Raw genomic sequence first — 17,928 nt, 5'->3', positions numbered from 1 at the left:
AATAGCTCCTGGAGCAATCTTTTTTACAGTCGGCGGCAACGACTTGTTCTTGAAACACAACGCGCACCGACCCCGACCGGCTTGCAGCTTGTGATCGTTCGGAAATTGGTGAATACTTTGTTAAATCGCGCGACAAAGGGGAACACTCTTGATCGAGAGTACAGAGCTTCGCAGCATCCAGGCCCAGGCCGGGCCGGCGCGCTGGCCCCGGGCGTGGCTGCCGTCCGCCTGCGCGGCGGCGCTGCTGTTGCTGCCCCTCGCCACTGCCGCCGCCGAGGGTGGCGACGACACATTGTTCGACCTCAGCCTTGACCAGCTACGCAACGTCAAGGTGCTCACCGCCACCAAGACCGCCACCCCGCTGCACGCCACGCCCGCCGTGGTCACGCTGGTGACGGCCGACGACATCGCCCGCTACGGCTACCAGACGCTGGCCGAGGCGCTGTCCCATGTGGCCGGCTTTGTCGAGAGCGACGACCGCCTCAACCACAACTTCGGCGTGCGCGGCATCAACGCCGGCGCGCAGTCGGCCAGCCGCGCCATCAAGATCCTGCTGGACGGCCAGCCGATCGCCTTCCGCAGCACCCAGCAGCAGCTGACCGGGCTGGAGTTCATCCCGATGAACATGGTCGAGCGCATCGAGATCGTGCGTGGGCCGGTGTCGGTGCTGTACGGCGCCGACGCGCTGCTGGGCGCGGTCAACGTCATCACCCGGCGCGACGGCACCGAGCAGCGCCTGGCGCTGGGCCATGAATGGTCCGGCGGCGGCCGCAGCGCCGACCTGCTGGCCGCCAGCGGCAGCGCCCAGTTCGGCACAGCGGCCGAGGGCGCGCCGTCGCCCTACTGGCTGGCCTGGGGCGTGCAGGCGGCCAAGGCCGACCGCGCCGGCCTGGCGCTGCCGCGCATCTCGCCCGACTACAAGCGTTACGCCGCCCTCAGCCCGGCCCCCGTCGACGACGCCGATCCGCGCAGCCTGTACCTGCGCGGCGGCTGGCGCGGCGCCAGCGACGAAGTGCAGGCCAGCGCCTTCTGGCAGCGGCAGGACAGCGACAACGTCTTCGCCAGCCTCAATCCCCTGCTGCGCCCGCCCAGCCACGTGGTGCTGGAACAGGGCTTCGTCCACCTGGGCGCCAACCACCGCTTCAACGAACAACACACGCTGCGCGCCAGCCTCAACTACGGCCAGGGCGAGCCGGGCAGCGGCGACCGCCTGCGCACCGGCGCCGCCGACTATTACCTGCTGCGCGACTTCGGCTACAAGGCGGTCGACGGCAGCGTCGAATGGCTGTGGCAACCCAGCGAGCAGACCAGCCTGCTGCTGGGCGCCGACGCGCTGCGCGACCGCGAGACGCTGGAATCGTTCCGCCGCCACAGCCTGGTCGACGGCAGCGATTTCCAGCTCAGCCAGCCCGGCGAGAAAACGCTGCGCAACACCGGCCTGTACGCGCAATGGCAGTTCCCGCTGTACGGCAAGTGGCAGGCCATCCTCGGCGGCCGCCAGGACCGGCACTCGGTCTACGGCACGCAGGAATCGCTGCGCGCCGGCGTGGTCGGCACGCTGCCCGGCGACTGGGGCCTGAAGGTGCTGAGCGGCACAGCCTTCCAGGCGCCGTCGGCCGAACTGCTGTACCGCACCGCCGTGCAGCCGGGCGACATCAAGGGCAACCCCGAGCTGGCGCCGCAGAAATCGCGCACCGTGGAACTGCAACTGAGCACGCCGCCGCGCCCGCACTGGAACGGCGCGCTGACGGTCTACCACACCAAGGTCAGCGAGCTGGTCACGCTGGAGCAGGCCTTCTTCAACCTGGTGGCGCGCAACACCAGCGACAGCAAGGTCAACGGCGTGGAACTGGAGCTGCGCTACCAGCAGGACTGGTTTAACGCCTACGCCAACCTGAGCCGCGCCAACGGCAGCCGCAGCCTCAACCGCTACACGCTGGCGCCGCTGGCCCAGCGCAGCGACGGCGAACTGTTCCCCACCAACAGCGCCAACGCCGGCGCCAGCGCCAGCCTGATGGGACAGAAACTGCTGCTCAGCCTGGACAACCGCTACGTCGGCCCGCGCCCGGCCGCCACCGCCAACGTGCTGCTGGCCAACCAGGCCTACCACCTGGCCAGCTACGTCGACACCACGCTGAGCGCGCGCTGGAGCCTAAGCGCCCGCGCCAGCCTGCGCGTGCAGGTGCGCGACCTGTGGAACAGCCAGTATGTCGATCCCGGCGTCGGCGGCATCGACTATCCATCGCTGGGCCGCCGCTATGGAGTGCAATATGAATACCGCTACTAGCCGCCTGCTGGCCGCCGCCGCGTTGTCCCTGCTGGCGTCGTGCGGCGGTGGCGGCGGCGGCAACGGCGACGCCACCACGCCGCTGCCGGCCAATCCGATCAAGGCCATGATCGACCCGAACGCCATCAACATCGCCTCGGTGGGCTGGCGCACCTCGACCCGCGACGCCTTCCTGCTGGCGGCCAGGCAGATCAACGACGCCGGCGGCGTGCTGGGCAAGCGTCTGAACGCCATCGCGCTGGTCGCGCGCGACAACGCCGAGGCGCAGGACATGGGCCAGCAGCTGCTGGACGCCGGTGTCATCGCGCTCAACGTCTCCACCTCCACGCGCGTGCTCAACCTGCTGCCTCAGGCGCTGGCCAAGGGCGTGCCCATCCTGACCGAATCGAGCTCCTCGCCGGCGCTGACCACGGTGGCCGACAACGACCTGGTTTACCGCATCGGCGTCTCCGACGTCGACGCCACGCCGGTGCTGGCCAAGGTCGCGTGGGAAGCGGGCAAGCGCCGCGCCGTGGTGCTGATCAACGCCGGCGACGCCTTCGGCGCCGGCCTGGCCAGCCTGTTCACGCCGGCCTTCCAGAAGCTGGGCGGCCAGGTGGTGGCCACGGTCACCATTCCCTTCGGCCTGAAGAACGGCTTCGCCAGCTACCTGAAGCAAGTCTACGACGCCAAGCCGGACGTGATCCTGAACGGCATCCTGGCGGCCGACATCTCGGCCAACGTGCTCAACGAATCGCTGCCGTTCCAGAGCGGCGCCATGTGGCTGCTGCCCGGCACCGCCGCCGGCAACCAGACCTTCCTCGACAACCTGGCCGATCCGGGCAAGCTGATTGGCGGCGCGCGCGGCGCGGCCGCCACCATCGGCGCCTACGGCAACAGTTCCTACCAGAGCTTCCGCACCGGCTACGTGGCCCAGTACGGCAGCGAGCCGCAGGACTTCACCGCGCCCACCTACGACATCGCGATGGTGATGGCGCTGGCCATCGAGCGTGCCGGCCTGGTCAACAACAGCAAGAGCCCCACCGGCCTGATGGTGCGCGACAGCCTGCGCTTCGTGATGAACGCGCCGGGCGAAAAGGTGCGGCCGGAAACCATCGGCGCCGCGCTGGCAATGGTCAAGGCCGGCAAGGACGTCGACTACGCCGGCGCCTATGCCGACATCGACTGGGACGGCGCCGGCGACATCGTCGGCCAAGTGCCGTTCACCGTGTTCCGGCTCGACACGGCGGCCCGCAGCTGGGACGCCAGCCAGCAGCTGATCATCGGCCTGCCGCGCTGAACGGCATCGGTGGCGATCAAAAAATGATCGCCGGCACATATTTTCCCGGTAACATCGCGGTTGTGCCGTTGCGGCCGGCTGGTTATACTGCACTGCAACAACGTGCGTATATTGCAAGTCCAATCGCAGTCCAATCCGGGGAAGGTCATGTCTCTCGCTTACCGCGCCAATGCCGATTTCGCCAAGTTAAACCATCCGATGCGGGTGCCGCTGTCGGCGGAAATCCACTCACGGCCCTTCCTGCAGCTGCAAGCGCCGGAAAGCCTGACCCATTTCGCGCTCTACGTGCAGCAAGACCAGCCGTCGCAAAAATATCACCGCAGCACCCAGCACCAGATCCTGGAGCAGCTGTGCCTGCACTACGGTGTGGCCGCGCCCGCTCCACAAGCGCGCTACTTCTTCCACGACTTCGACCGTTTCCGCCTGAAATGGGAATGCCACACCGAATTCGCCACCTACACCTTCGTCGAGCGCAACGACCCTGGTTCACACCCATTGGGGTCAAGTCTGGCATTCGGACACGAGGTCAGCAGTAGCGACGACAACGGCAGCGCTCGTGTCCGAATGTCAGACTTGACCCCAGCGTTTGAACGCATGCCGCTGCGGCATGTGCCGCAGGAGTGGCTGGCCGGATTGCACGGCAAGATCATCGTGGCGGCCCATGTGCTGCTGTGCCAGGGCCAGCCGGACGACGCCGGCGCGACCGATGCCATCCGTGAACTGTTCCAGGGCAAATCGCTGGTCGGCAGCAGCGTCGGCAGCGGGGCCGAGGTGTGGACCGACTTCCTGATCCAGCCGGACGGCTTCAGCCGCTTCGTGGTGCGCGACCTGAGCCTGCGCGAATTCCAGGCCGGCCGCCTGGTCGGCCGCCTGCTGGAAATCGAAACCTACCGCATGATGGCCCTGCTGGGCCTGCCGCAGGCGGAAGCCAGCCAGCCGCTGCTGAACGGCATCGAGAACGAGCTGGCCGACCTGACCGCCACGCTGGTGCAGGGCGACCTGCCCGAGGGCGTGGCCAACGAGGCGCGCGAAGAACAGGCGCTGCTGCACCGTATCACCAGCCTGGCCGCGCGGCTGGAAAAACTGTCGGTCAACAACAGCTACCGCTTCGCGGCGGCGCAAGCCTACTTCAGCCTGGTGCAGGCGCGCATCCAGGAGCTGCGCGAGGTGCGCATCGCCGGCATGCCGACGCTGGCCGAGTTCATGGGCCGCCGCCTGGCGCCGGCCATGCACACCTGCACCTCGGTCTCGCAGCGGCAGGAAACGCTGGCCAAGCGTATCGCCCGCAGCAACGACCTGCTGCGCACGCGGGTGGGCATCGAGCAGGAGCGGCAGAACCGCAAGATCCTGCAATCGCTGGACGCGCGCGCGGCCCAGCAGCTGCGCCTGCAACAGGCGGTGGAGGGTTTGTCGGCGGTGGCGATCTCGTACTACACGCTGGGCCTGATCGGCTACGCGGGCAAGGCGCTCAAGGCCAGCAACATACCGGTCAATCCCGACATCCTCACCGGCCTGGCCGCGCCGCTGGTGTTCATCGGCGTGTGGATGGGCTTGCGCCGGCTGCACAAGCAGCTGACCGAGAAGCCGGTCAGGATTGCGGCTGGTTGAAGCGGCTGGCCAGGAAGCTGGCGATGCGCAGCTGCGTCGCCTCCAGGTAGGGGATGTTCATGTGGTCGGAATCGGGCACGATTTCGTCCGCATGCAGCTGGCCCAGCTTCTCGACCAGCAGGTCGGTGTGCGAATGCGGCACCACGTCGTCAAACGCCGCGCGCAGCACATAGGTCGGCGCCTTCAGGTGGTGCGCGTACTTGACCGACTCGAATTTATGCCGCAGCACATACTCCACCGGGATCGCCTTGAACTTGCGCTGGGCCAGGGCCAGGATGGAATCGTAGGGCGTGATCAGCACGATGGAATTGGCGTCGCGCTCCATCGCCACCTGCACCGCCACGCCGGAACCCAGGCTGCGCCCGACCACCGCGATACGCTTCGGATCGACGTGATGGCGCTCGCTGAGCCAGTCGTACAACATGCGGCCGTCGTCGACGAAATGCTCCTCGGCCGGATCGCCGTGCGAATCGCCGTAGCCCCGATAATTCACCGCCAGCACCGCCATGCCGGGAAACAGCTTGCCGGCGTCGCGCGCCACCCAGGACACCTCCTCCGACCGCCCGCCGAAATAAATCACGCCCGGATGCGGCCCCGCCACCGGCGGCGTCATCAGCCAGCCGGACAGCCGCGTGCCGTCCTTGGAGCGCACCACGATCGGCCGCGTGCGGTGGCCGCTGCTATAGGGCTTGAGCACCTCGCGCTTGCTGCCAAGCGGATTGAACAGTAGCCGCTTCTGGTTGGCGGCGACCGCCGCGGTCAGCCCCATCCACAACACGCTGGCGAGCCCAGCCAATCCAGCCACTTTTTTTGAATGTTTCATGCCTCTACTCTACCTTCGTTCCATGCTGGCACGGTAATGAAAAATCGCCACGTGCGTGGTATAGGCCACAGATGGCGCCACATGGCCGTTTACACAAGTGCCGGTATAATACGCGCTCCGTTTTTCAAGCATGCCAAAAATGAAACCTGCTGTTGTACTGCTGCATAGCTCCATGAGTTCCAAGGCCCAGTGGGCCGACCTGATGTCGCAACTTGAAGACGGCTTCCGCTGCATCGCCGTCGACCTTCTTGGCTACGGCGCCTCGCCCTTTCCGGCCGACGTCGACGCCGGCTACGTCCACACGCTGGCGCACGAAGTCGACGCCGTCAACGCCGCCATCGCCTCGCGCCTGGAGCCGGGCGAAGCCTTCCACCTGATCGGCCATTCCTTCGGCGGCGCCTCGGCGCTGCACATGGCGCGCCGCATGCCGGAACGCGTGCTGTCGCTCACACTGTTCGAGCCGGTGGCCTTCCACCTGCTGCCGGCGCAGCACCCGGCGCGCGCCGAAATCGTCGGCGTGGTGGAGCGCATCAACGCCTGCGGCCCGCGGCAGGACCGCGACGCCACCCGCATCTTCATCGACTACTGGAACCGCGCAGGCGCCTTCGACGCCGCTCCGCCTGCGGCGCAGGACAAGATGACCGGCATGATCGCCAAGGTGCGCCTGGACTTCCAGGCGCTGCTGGACGAAGCGGCCACCATGGACGACCTGTCGGCCCTGACGATGCCGTCGCTCGTGATGTCGGGCGCGCACAGCCCGGCCTCTACGCGTTTGTTGGTCGAGGCACTAGGCGCCGCCCTGCCCGACGCCACCGTGCTGCAAACGCGCGGCGCCCACATGGCGCCCATCACTCACGGCGCCGTGGTCAACCCGGCCATCGTCAACTTCCTGGCGGACGCCGAAGTCACCGCCGATTGACAGGCGCCGCGCAGGTGTGGCACTGTCGGCGCTTCGCCACCTGCCGGAAAAGCCACGCCATGCGCCCTCCTTTCCTACCGCTGTGCCGAGCCGCCATGCTGGCGACCGTGTTCGCCATCGCGCACGCCGCCCCCTCGCAAGCGCCGGTTGAAGCCCACGCGCTGCACCCGCCGCAAATGGTGGCCGGTGGCGACGGCGTGCGCCGCCTGTACTATGAACTGGACATAGGCAATTACTACGCCGATACCGGCACGCTGAAACTGATCGAGGCGGCCGTCTACGCCGACGCCGATTCCTCCCCGCTGGCCACCTTCAGCGGCCCCGCGCTGGCTGGCCTGCTGCGGCCCAACAAGGAGCTGGAAGCCGACAACAGCCTCACCATCGCCGGCGGCGCACATGCGCTGCTGCTGATCGCCGCGCCACTGCCGGCGGACCGCCAACCTCCCCTCACGCTGCGCCACAAGCTGGCCTTCAAGACCGCCAAGGGCGAGGTGCAAACCGCCGCCGACATCCCCGTGCCGGTCGACGCCAGGCCGCCGGTCACATTGGGTGCGCCGCTGCGCGGCGGATTATGGCTGACAGATGAGGGCCCGGGCCACGCGCAATCGCACCACTGGGGCAGCGTGATCGCGCAGAATGGCCGTCTGACCATCCCGCAACGCTACGCCATCGACTTCTTCGGACTGGACGCAGAAGGTCACGCCGTCCGTACGCCGGTGGACAAGCTGGCGGAAAGCCGCGTCGAAGACTGGACCGGCTGGAACAGCGAGGTGCTGGCCGTGGCCGACGGCGTGGTGCGCGACATGCGGGACGGCGTCGCCGACCGCAAACCCCTGTCGCCGCAGGAAGAACCGGCGGAACTGACCGCCCGCACCCTGTATGGCAATTTCATCGTGCTGGAGACGTCACCGGGCATCTTCATCCACTACGCCCATCTGCGCCAGGGCAGTATTGGGGTCAAGCCGGGCCAGCACGTCAAGCGCGGCGCGGCGCTGGCTCGCCTGGGACTGACGGGCGGCGCAGGCGCGCCGCACCTGCACTTCCACGTATCGGACAAAGCCAGCTTCGCGGACTCGCAAGGGCTGCCCTTTGTATTCGACAGCTACACGCCCGCAGGCCACGCCAGCGAAAGCGAGGCGCTGAACAAAGCATCGACGATCAAGCTCACGCCGCAAGCGCCCCGGCTGCACCACCGTATGCCGCTGGACGGCGACATAGTCGGCTTCTAGGCTACCGTCCGTTACGCCGACGACCGGCCGGCGCTGTGCGGACACTCATTGTTCGCCCACATCTTTTGCTTGATCTCAACCAGGCGTTATCGGGCATGGCTGGCCACCGCCGGTTAATCGCCCACCACGATATCGATGGTGTTCTCCAGCCAGATACCAAGGTTAGGCGCACGTGCGCGCTGGCCGGAAGGTCCCATCTCTCCCGGCGCATGGAACTTGGTCCCGATGGGCAGTATCGCGTTCAGGAACGAGATATCGCCCGGCGGGAAGTCCACATGCGTGGCCTTCGGCTCGGCCCCTTCGCCACTTGCCTCGCGCGGCGTGAACAGGCGCAGCGCGATATCGTCGGCGTGGTTGATGAAGGTGAGCGGCACATTGGCCGTCGCCAACCGCGCCCAGTAGACCTGGTCGTGGAAGCCCTTGAACTCCGGGTAGTTCCACGACAGGCCGGAAACGGTGTCGTTATAGTCCTTGTTCCATACATCGAACTCCACACCCTGCCGGCGGTTCTTCCATACGCGGTAAGGCCCCTTGCCCAGCCAGCGCACCGAGCGCACCTGCTTTTCGGGATAATCGAAACTGACGCCCAGCGCATCGACCTGCTTCCCGGCTTCGACCGAATACGCGTAGTTGACACTCAGCGTGCCCGCCGCGCTCAAGCGCCAGTTAATCCTGTGCAGATTCCCGGCATATTCGGCCCGCACCACCGCGTCGCCGCCTTCGACGGCCGCCTGTATGGATTTGAACGTCGCGCTGCCGGCCACCAGCCGTGGGCCGTTCGACAGCGGCGCCACAACATCGCCCTTCTTCAGTTCACGCAGATAGCCGGTCGCCTTGTCGATCGTGGCGCTCACCGTCCCTGCCTGCAGCAGGAAGCTGTCCGCGCGTTCCGTCAGCCTGGCCGCGCCGCCCGCCGGGCGTTCCGGCTGCATGCGCGACGCGACCTTTTCCGCGCCGGAGATCATCCACGACCACGTGTAGATTTCGCGCCCTTCCGCATCCGTCGCGGTGAAGTACAGCGCATCCTGCTGCGCCCAATCCTGCGGCAAGGCGATGCGGGTCACGCCACGCATGCCGGCCGCGACATCCGGCGCCTTGGCGCCGCCCTGCGCGACAACTGTGTGGCCAACGCCCGCGCCGAACTTCACCAGCTTCCAGCTTAGTTTGAGCCGATTCAGGTTGCTGAAGTCGTAGCGGTTCTCCATGACGATGCCGCCGTCGAACGTCGGCGCCAGCGAGGACAATTCGCCCAGCGGCAAATACACCGGAGACCAGATCTTCTTGATCGCGTAGTAGCTGCCTTCCTTCTCGCGATACGGCCCGAGGATGCCATCCGGCGCCAGGTTGCCCGCGACATCAACCATGCCGCCCTTGTCGTCGCGGACGATGCCCTCGTCGACGAAGGACCAGATAAATCCGCCCGCGCTGAGCGGATTGGCCAGCATCGCCTTCCACCAGTCGTCCAGGCTTGCACCGGCGCCGCCGTCGTACAGGCCGTGCAGGAACTCGGTCGGCATGAACACGTCGCGCCCATGGAACAGCGACGTCGCGCAGCAATCGTAGCTGGGATAGTGCGCGGTATCGATTCCGCCGAAATTCGCCCACGGATGGATCACAGGCCGCTGCTGCACGTCCCACATCGGATACAGCCGGTCCAGCTCCAGATTGAAGCCGCCCTCGTTGCCGTTGGCCCAGAGGGTGATCGACGGATGGTGCTGGTCGCGTTGCACCAGCTCCTTCACCAGCGGCGTGGCGACGCCGGTATCGTAGGCCTTCTGCCAGCCGGTCAGCTCGTCGATCACATACAGGCCAAGTTCGTCCGCCACGTCGAGGAAGTGCGCGTCCGGCGGATAGTGCGACATGCGCACGGCGTTCATGTTCATGTCCTTCATCAGCTTCGCATCCAGGTAGCTGAGTTCCTTGCTGGTGGTGCGGCCGGAAGTCGGCCAGATCGAATGGCGGTTCGATCCCTTCAGACGCACCTTCACGCCATTGACATACAGGCCATTGCGCTTGCGCAGTTCGACCGTGCGGAAGCCTATTACCTTGCTGGTCTCGTGGATCACACGCCCGCCATCGAACAGCTGGAAGCGTACCCGGTACCGCTGCGGCGACTCCGCCGACCATGGCGAAATCTTGTCGAGATGCCCGCGCACATGCGCCTTCCCATCCGCCACGGTGGCGCTCATGTCCGCGCCCAGCGGCTTGCCGTCCAGCGTGAACACGCGCGCGACCACCTTGCCGGCCTGGCCGCCATCGATGAATACATCCGCGTCGAAGTCGCCGTTGTGTTTCGCGTCCAGGCTCACACGTTCGATGTTGTGCGTTGGCTTGGCCTCCAGCCACACCGGCCGGTAGATGCCGCTGAACATCCAGAAGTCCCCGGCGCGCTCGGCGCGGTTGACTGACGCATCGGCGGAGTAGCGGTCGACCGTCACCTCCAGCTGGTTGTCCGCACCAGGCTTCAGCAGCGACGAAATGTCGTAGCGGAACTCATAAAACCCGCCCTGATGCACCGGCCCAGCCGGCTGGCCGTTGATCTTCACCAGCGTATCCGTCATGGCGCCGCCGAAGACGATGTCGATCCGCTTGCCCTGCCAGTTGGCCGGCACCTTGAAGGTGTAGCGGTAGATGCCGGTCTTGTCCGGCGCCGGGTCGTTCTGCGAGTCGCTGAAATAACGGTAAGTGCCGAAGCCTTCCATCTCCCAATTCGACGGCACGGGAATGGTTTTCCAGGTCCCGCTATTACGTCCGCCGTTGACCATGAATTGCCAGTCGACGCGATGGTCCTTGTCCGTGCCGCTCAGGTACTGGACCTGCGTGGCATCCGCCATGCACAACCTGCACAGCGCCAGCAGCAGGCAGCACAACAGGCCGCGCAGCAGGCCGCCCGTCACAGCTGCGCTCCCAGGCGCTTGCTCTCGCCGGCCTTCAGGTTGAACGGAATGACCTTACCGCCGTAGCGCACCTTACCGGCGCCTGAACCCGCGGTGCGGCGTATCGTGGCCGATGTCAGCTTGCCGTTGGCCCAGGCCACATCCACCTCGTAGCCGCCGCGTGCGCGCAGGCCCTTGACCGAGCCGGTCGGCCAGGCGGACGGCAACGCAGGCAGCAGATGGATTTCGCCGGTCTGCGACTGCACCAGCATCTCGCAGATCGCCGCGACGGCGCCGAAGTTGCCATCGATCTGGAACGGCGGATGCGCGTCCAGCATGTTCGGGTAAGTGCCGCCAGCGTTGTTACCCTCGCTGCCCTTGCCGCTCTGCTGCGCCGCGCGCGCGCCAGGCTTGGCCAGCTGCCCGCGCAGCATCTTGTAGGCATGGTCGCCGTCCAGCAGCCGTGCCCAGTAAGCCGTCTTCCACGCCATCGACCAGCCGGTGCCGGCATCGCCGCGCCCTTCCAGCGACTTGCGCGCGGCGGCCGCCAGCTCCGGCGTTTGCGTCGGCGATATCTGGCGGCCGGGGTAAAGCCCGAACAGGTGCGACACATGGCGATGCGTATCGCCCGGCGTGTCGAGCACCGGATCCTTTTTCTCCTCCATCCACTCCAGCAGCTGGCCCCAGCTGCCCACGCGCGGCGCGGCCAGCTTGTCGCGCATGGCGGCGACCTGCGCGCGGAAGGCCTGGTCATCGCCCAGCACATCCGCCGCTTCCACGGTATTGTTGAACAGGTCCCAGATGATCTCCTGGTCGTAGGTCACGCCGTCCTCGATCGGCCCGTGCTCCGGCGACCAGCCCAACGGCGCGACCAGGCGCCCGTCCGGCAGCTGCTTCAAGTAGTCCTGCCAGAAGTGCACCGCCTCCTTCATCATCGGATAAGCGACGTTGCGCAGGAAGGTCTTGTCCTGCGTGTAGGCGTAGTGTTCCCAGAAGTGCTGGGCATACCACGCGTTGCCGGTCTTGTTCCACACATAGCCCATCGCACCGAAGGGATTCGACTCGGTACGCACGGTCCAACCGCGCACCGGCTTGCCGGCGTTGCCGATGAAGGTTTCCTCGCGCTGAACGGCCTGGCCGCTCAGGTCAGGCTTCGCCATCTGCACGGACTCAGGATGCGCAAGCGCCTGCGCCGCCGTGTCGGCGACCAGCTGGCGATACACGGGCGCCACGCCCTGCACCAGCGCGAAGAACGGTAACGCGTTCTGCGACAGGTTGGCCGGTTCCGCCGGCCAGTAGTTCATCTGGATGTTGATGTTGGTGTGATAGTCCGACTTCCACGGCGGCGTAAGGCTGTTGTTCCACAGGCCCTGGAGATTGGCCGGCAGCGAATCGCGCGAGCTGGAGATCAGCAGGTAGCGGCCGAACTGGAAGAACTGCGCCTCCAGTCCGGGATCGCCACCCTCCGCCGTGTAGGTGGCGATGCGCTGGTCGGTCGGCAGCGCGCGGCGTGCCGGTGCGGCGGCGCCGAAGTCCACGCTCACGCGCTTGAACTGCGCATCGAAATCCTTCTGGTGCTCGGCCAGCAGCGACGCCCATGGACGCGCGGCCGCACTCACCTGCGCCGTCACGCGCGGCAGCGGATGCTCACCCTGGAATTTTTTGGCTGGATCGAGGACGTAGCTGGTGCCGGCGCCCAGTATCAAGGTCACCGCATCGCAGCCGGTGAACGTGATCCGGTTGCCATCGACAGCGATCGCCCCGCCCTCGTTCAACACCTGCAGCTCGCTGGCGTAGTCCATCGCGTTGCTGGAGGCATCGCCTTTGCCGCGCAGCGACCCCGTGGCGACAATGCGATTGCCCACCACGTTGATCTGCGCGTCGTGCATGTCGGTCAGTTCTATCGAACCGGTGTACTGCCCGCGCTTGTCGGCGCTCAGGCGCATCGCGATCACCTGCGCCGGAAAGCTGGCGAAGGCCTCGCGCTTGAATTTGACGCCGCCGTGCGTGTAGCTGACGCTGTGCAGGCTCTTGTCGATATCCAGCTGCCGCGCGTAGCCCGTGGTGGCCTGCTCGTGTCCCGGCAGGTTGATATAGACATCACCGAAGGGCTGGTAAGAGCCCATTACCTTGTCGTCGCCGGTCCACAGCGTGATGTCGTTGAACTGGATGCGCTCCCGCGCCAGCTGGCCGAAGATCATCGCGCCGATGCGGCCATTCCCGATCGGCAGCGCCTCCTGCTCCCAGCCTTGCGCCGTGTCGGGCGCCGGCCGGTCGTAGCGCAGCGCGAGGTCGCGGACCTCCGCTGCGTAGCACAGCTGCGCGGCGAGCAATCCCGCCGCCACCATCACGTGTCGAAACATCTTATTTCCTGATCGTGATCGACTTGCCCTCATAAGCGACCACCTTGTCGGCAGCATCGAAATCATCCGAGCTCGATACGCCAGCCTTGATGAAGCGCAGCTTGAACTGGCGCTTGGCCACCATGCCCTTGTACTGGCCGACACGCTCGCCGATCGTCACAACGCCGGTCTTGTCGTTGTAGCTCAGCGGGATGCGGCTGAACTCTCCGCGCAGGTAGGCGTTGCTCACGCCATCGTCCTCGTAGAGACTGAACTTGCCGTCGGCGCCGGTGTAGATGTTGAGGGTGATCGGCGCATCCGGCTTCTCATCCACATACTGCGTCACAGGACCCATCGGCAGGATCGAGCCGGCCTTCACCAGCAGAGGCATGCGGGTCTCGGGCGCCTTGATCGTCGCCGTGCCGCCACCCTTGTGCACTTCGCCGGTGTAGAAGTCGTACCAGCTTGCGCCCTTCGGCATGTACACGCTGCGTTCGCGCGCGCCGTACACATACACCGGAGCCACCATCAGGTTATGGCCGAACAGGTACTGGTCCTTGATATCCTTGACCGCCTCGTCGTTCGGGAAATCCATCACCAGGCCGCGCATGATAGAGCCGGACTCGTAATGGATATCGGCGGCGGCCGAGTAAATGTAAGGCATCATGCGATAACGCAGCTTGTCGTACCAGACCATCGAGTCGCGCATCGGCGAGCCTTCCGGCGCGATCTCGTGGATCTCACGCTTCACCACCTCGCCGTGGGAACGGAACAGCGGCGAGAACGCGCCGAACTGGAACCAGCGCAGATTCAGCTCGCGCCATTCCTTCATGTCTTCCGGCTTGCCCACGGCCGCGCCGGTGGCACGGTTCTCCTGCGCCGAACCGACTTCGCCGACCTGGTAACGATCCTCCTGCGCATAGCCGCCAATATCATGCGTCCAGTTCGGAATGCCCGACATCGAAATGCTGACACCTGCCGAGATCTGGTCGTACAGGTTGTTCCAACGGCTGGCCGTATCACCGCTCCACACGGCGGTGGCGTTGCGCTGAATGCCCGCGAAGCCGGAGCGCGACAGGATGAACTGGCGCTTGTCCGGCTGGTCGCGCTTCAGGCCCTGATAGAAGCCCTCGGTATGCACGAGGCTATACGGATTGAACGTGATCTCGCCCGCGCCATACACGGTCGGGCCGATCAGCTTCTTGAAATCCTCCGGACGGGAATTGGACAGCACGTCCGCCTCGGTGTTATCCATCCACCAGGCGTCGAAGCCCAGGTCGATCAGCTTCGGCTTCATCTGGCGATAGTAGATGTCGCGCGCTTCCTTGGTGTACGGATCGTAGTGGCTGTTCTTGTAGCCCGGGCCCACCCAGTCCAGCGCGCCGTTCTCGACGTTCTTGGTCCACATGTGGCCCTTGGCCGCCAGCTCCTTGTAGTTGTCGGTGTTCGCGTAGAACTTGCCCCAGATCGAAATCATCACGCGCGCGTGCGCCTTGTGGGCCTCGTCCAGCATCCCTTTCGGATCGGGGAAGCGCGTCTTGTCGAAATCGTGCGAACCCCACTGGTCCTGCGGCCAGTAGAACCAGTCCTGCACCATGTTGTCGACCGGCCAGCCCTGCTTGCGGTACTCGCGCAGCACGCCGAGCAGCTGCTCCTGCGTTTCGTAGCGCTGGCGCGATTGCCAGAAGCCGTAGGCCCACTTCGGCATCATCGGCGCCTGGCCGGTCAGGTGGCGATAGCCGGCGATGACCTTGTCCATGCTGTCGCCGCTGACGACGTAGTAGTTGATGCTCTGCGCGACTTCCGACGAGAAGGTCAGCGAGTGGCGCTCCGGCTCGGGCAGCGGATCGTTGTGCGTGATCGCGACCATCCCACCGGACGGCTTCCACTCCAGGTGCAGCTTGACCGGCTTGCCGGCCTCGAACTTCACCTCGAAGTTGTGATACCACGGGTTCCAGCCCTGGCGCCACACGTCCATCACCTGTTTGCCGTCCACCGACAGCGTCGCATAGTCCGACGAATACAGCTGCATCTTGTGCACGCCCGGCTTGTCGGAGCTCAGCGTCGCATCCCACACCACCTTCACGTCCTTCAGTGTTTTCAGCTCGCCCAATTCCTTCGGCCAGTTCTCGGCCACGTCCTTCAGGTACTGGTAGGCGATGTCCTTCTCGTGGCGTGTCAGTACCAGCTTGCCGCCGATGTAGTAGCGCGCGGTCAGGCCGCCGGCCTTGCCTTCGTCGTCGACCACCTTCAGGTCGCGCACCATCGGGCCATACGGCTTGGCGTCGCCGAAGCGGGAGATCGAATTGTTATCCCATAAAACGCCGTAGTTCTTGTCCGAGACCACGAACGGCACGGCGATCGCCATATTGTGCTGCATGAGCAGCACGTCTTCGCCGTTCAAATTCATCTGCGCGTTCTGGTGCTGGCCCAGGCCGTAGTAGGCGTCCTTGGTGCCGTGGTTGAAGCCTTCCTTGACTTCCATGAACGGCTTGCCGCCGATATCGACCGGCGTCATGCTCTCCGAGGCCTGGCTCAGGAACGCCTTGCCGGCCGCGTTGAAGAACTGGACCTTCCCCGTCGCCAGCGATACCGCCACCGAGATCTTCTTCGCTTTCAGCGTGACCTTGTCCTTGCCCGATGCCGCAACGCTGAAGGTACCGCTAACAGGAACGGCCACCGTCATCAGCGATGGCGTGAGATCCTTGCCCGATTGGTCCAGCTTCACCACGTGGATGATATTGTCGGCCATGACCTCAAGGCGCACTTCTTTCGCCGCACCCGTATCAGGCTTGACCACGACGCCGGTGGCGGTCTTCTCAAACGTGCCGGCCAGCGCGTGGCCCGACACCATCACCGCCAGACAGGACGCCGCTGGCACTATCGATTTGAATCGCATCTAATCTCCGTATTTTCAGTATGTACCCAGTTTGACCTTGAGAACCACCGGATTGCCGGTCAGGTTCAAGCCGTAATCTGTCTGGTCGCCGTTCCAGTTGCGCTCCATGATCCATTTGCCGGAAGGGTCGAAATGTCCCTCTTCCACGCGCGCCAGCATGGACGGCTTGCCATCCGCGCTGTCGAAGCTCACGCGCGCATGCTGGCCCACCACGATAAATTCATTGTCGCCGATCTGCGCGATCGACGCGCCGCCGTTGGGCTGCTCGGTATCCGCCGGCAGGTCCTTGATCTTGGCCAGCCAGTCGGCGTCGCCGAACTGCCACATGCGGAAGCTGACGGTGGCGTTCCAGTTTTTCATCGCCACGGTTTGCGGCTTGCGGTCGTCGCCCTCGGCCACGCCGTAGGTGCGGCCCTCGAATGCCCACTTGGCCCACTGGCGCTCCATCGGCCGGAAGGCGGCGTAGATTTTTCCGAACGGCGCCACCATGGTCTTGTCGGTCGCCTTGGAGCCGAGCGGGAAGTTGCTGTAGTCCGCGTAGTCGATACCGAACGGCGAGAATGCCAGCGAGCCGCGGCCCAGCACCAGGTAGGCATAGCGCACGTACTGCGAGGCGTTGCTCATCTCCGGCAGCATCAGCGCGTTGTCGGGACGCTGGAAACGGTCCAGCGTGGCGTGGAATTTGTTCGACTCCGGCGCGTAGATGTCCGGCGCGGCGATGTCGATATGCGGTGCGGCGGCCTTGTAGATATCGATCACGTCGAAGGTCGGCCCGCCGCTGGCAAAGTTGCCCTTCCACGGCATTACCGGCGACTCCAGCGGATCGCGCAGAGCATTGTTGACGTACATCGGCAGGTTGTAGACCGCGCGGCCTGCCTTGGCGATTTCCTCGATGTAGCTGGCGATGGAATAGGCGTGGAAGTACTCGTCGGCGTAATCGCCATAGACCTGCTTCCAGGTGCCGCTGGCGGCCAGCGCCACCGGCGATTTTTTATGATCCAGCACGGCCTGCGGCACGTTCTGCTCGAACGCCGCCTGTGCCTTGGGCGCGAAGTCGCGCGCGAAACCGTAGGTGCCGACCTCGTTCTCGACCTGCATCATGATGACGGTGCGCTGCGCAGAATCGGCTTTCTTGATGTGTTCCATCAGCGCGACAAAGGCCTTCCTGTCGGCCTTCATCGTTTCCTCGCTGTTCGGCGACAGGCAGTAAACGGTTTTACCGTCCTTGTCCACCATGCGCGGGAAGCGCTTGTTATTAAACTTGACCCACTCCGGCGTGTACTGCGGGCCGGTGTTCTTCCAGGTGCCGAACCACAGCAGCACCAGGCGCACCTTGTGCTCGCGCGCCTGCGCCAGCAAGGTGTCGACATAACTGAAATCGAATTTGCCTTCGACCGGTTCGATCTGCTCCCATGCCACGGGAATCTCGACGGTGTTGGCGTTCATGTCCTTGATGGCCGGCCATACTTTGCTCAGCGCCAGCGGATAATTGCTGGAGTTGTGCACCTGTGCGCCGAACATCACAAACGGCGCGCCATCGACCATCAGGGCGTGGCGGCCGTCCTTCTTCACAAGCTGCGGCAGATCGGCAGCCGCCGCGCCAGCTGCGGCAAGGGCCGCGAAAGTCAAAACGGAGACAAACTGGCGGGCGGTATGCTTCATCTGT

Annotated in this window: 10 protein-coding genes; 5 read left to right on the top strand and 5 right to left on the bottom strand. The window is 65.3% G+C overall.

The annotated features are described in order from the left end of the window. Positions 1 to 148: 148 nt before the first annotated feature. The 3 genes from ACUJB0_RS11995 (at position 149) to ACUJB0_RS11985 (ending at position 5,174) form a co-directional block, all read left to right on the top strand. Positions 149 to 2,287, top strand: a complete 2,139-nt coding sequence (locus ACUJB0_RS11995; protein WP_444845421.1) for a TonB-dependent receptor plug domain-containing protein — start codon at positions 149 to 151, stop codon at positions 2,285 to 2,287. Continuing rightward, positions 2,271 to 3,566: an ABC transporter substrate-binding protein gene (locus ACUJB0_RS11990; RefSeq protein ID WP_444845420.1), complete on the top strand. Its 1,296-nt coding sequence runs from the start codon at positions 2,271 to 2,273 to the stop codon at positions 3,564 to 3,566. The genes ACUJB0_RS11995 and ACUJB0_RS11990 overlap by 17 nt, the downstream gene beginning before the upstream one ends. Before the next feature lie 147 nt (positions 3,567 to 3,713). Continuing rightward, a complete protein-coding gene (locus ACUJB0_RS11985) occupies positions 3,714 to 5,174 on the top strand; it encodes a DUF3422 family protein (RefSeq protein ID WP_444845419.1) in 1,461 nt (486 codons plus the stop codon). On the opposite strand, the gene ACUJB0_RS11980 is transcribed toward ACUJB0_RS11985, so the two are convergent. Then, positions 5,155 to 5,997 (bottom strand): alpha/beta hydrolase, encoded by an 843-nt coding sequence (locus ACUJB0_RS11980; protein ID WP_444845418.1) that lies wholly within the window; start codon positions 5,995 to 5,997, stop codon positions 5,155 to 5,157. The two genes, ACUJB0_RS11985 and ACUJB0_RS11980, sit on opposite strands and share 20 nt — an antisense overlap. A gap of 139 nt (positions 5,998 to 6,136) precedes the next feature. Between ACUJB0_RS11980 and ACUJB0_RS11975 the strand changes: the two genes are divergently transcribed. Together ACUJB0_RS11975 and ACUJB0_RS11970 are read left to right on the top strand one after the other, a co-directional pair. Continuing rightward, a complete protein-coding gene (locus ACUJB0_RS11975) occupies positions 6,137 to 6,916 on the top strand; it encodes an alpha/beta fold hydrolase (RefSeq protein ID WP_444845417.1) in 780 nt (259 codons plus the stop codon). Positions 6,917 to 6,975: 59 nt separating this feature from the next. After that, on the top strand, positions 6,976 to 8,145 hold the full coding sequence (locus tag ACUJB0_RS11970) for a M23 family metallopeptidase (protein ID WP_444845416.1): 1,170 nt from the start codon (positions 6,976 to 6,978) through the stop codon (positions 8,143 to 8,145). A 113-nt stretch (positions 8,146 to 8,258) separates the two neighbouring features. Here the strand turns inward: ACUJB0_RS11970 and ACUJB0_RS11965 are convergent, their stop codons facing one another. The 4 genes from ACUJB0_RS11965 to ACUJB0_RS11950 are packed head-to-tail and all read right to left on the bottom strand — an operon-like array spanning position 8,259 to position 17,924. Beyond that, positions 8,259 to 11,042, bottom strand: coding sequence for a glycoside hydrolase family 2 TIM barrel-domain containing protein (locus tag ACUJB0_RS11965; protein ID WP_444845415.1), 2,784 nt, complete (start codon positions 11,040 to 11,042; stop codon positions 8,259 to 8,261). Then, complete coding sequence (locus tag ACUJB0_RS11960; protein ID WP_444845414.1) at positions 11,039 to 13,384, bottom strand: glycoside hydrolase family 95 protein; 2,346 nt, start codon at positions 13,382 to 13,384, stop codon at positions 11,039 to 11,041. Before ACUJB0_RS11960 ends, ACUJB0_RS11965 begins: the two co-directional genes overlap by 4 nt. Before the next feature lies 1 nt (position 13,385). Next, a complete protein-coding gene (locus ACUJB0_RS11955; protein WP_444845413.1) occupies positions 13,386 to 16,262 on the bottom strand; it encodes a glycoside hydrolase family 31 protein in 2,877 nt (958 codons plus the stop codon). Positions 16,263 to 16,277: 15 nt separating this feature from the next. Next, positions 16,278 to 17,924 carry a GH35 family beta-galactosidase gene (locus ACUJB0_RS11950; RefSeq protein ID WP_444845412.1) on the bottom strand — a complete coding sequence of 549 codons (1,647 nt, stop codon included), beginning with the start codon at positions 17,922 to 17,924 and terminating at the stop codon, positions 16,278 to 16,280. Positions 17,925 to 17,928: the final 4 nt, after the last annotated feature.

The organism is Duganella caerulea, from assembly GCF_040362985.1.
GTDB lineage: Bacteria > Pseudomonadota > Gammaproteobacteria > Burkholderiales > Burkholderiaceae_D > Rugamonas > Rugamonas vulcania.
Note: the sequence above shows the minus strand (reverse complement) of the source record. Positions and strands in the feature narration are given on the sequence as shown.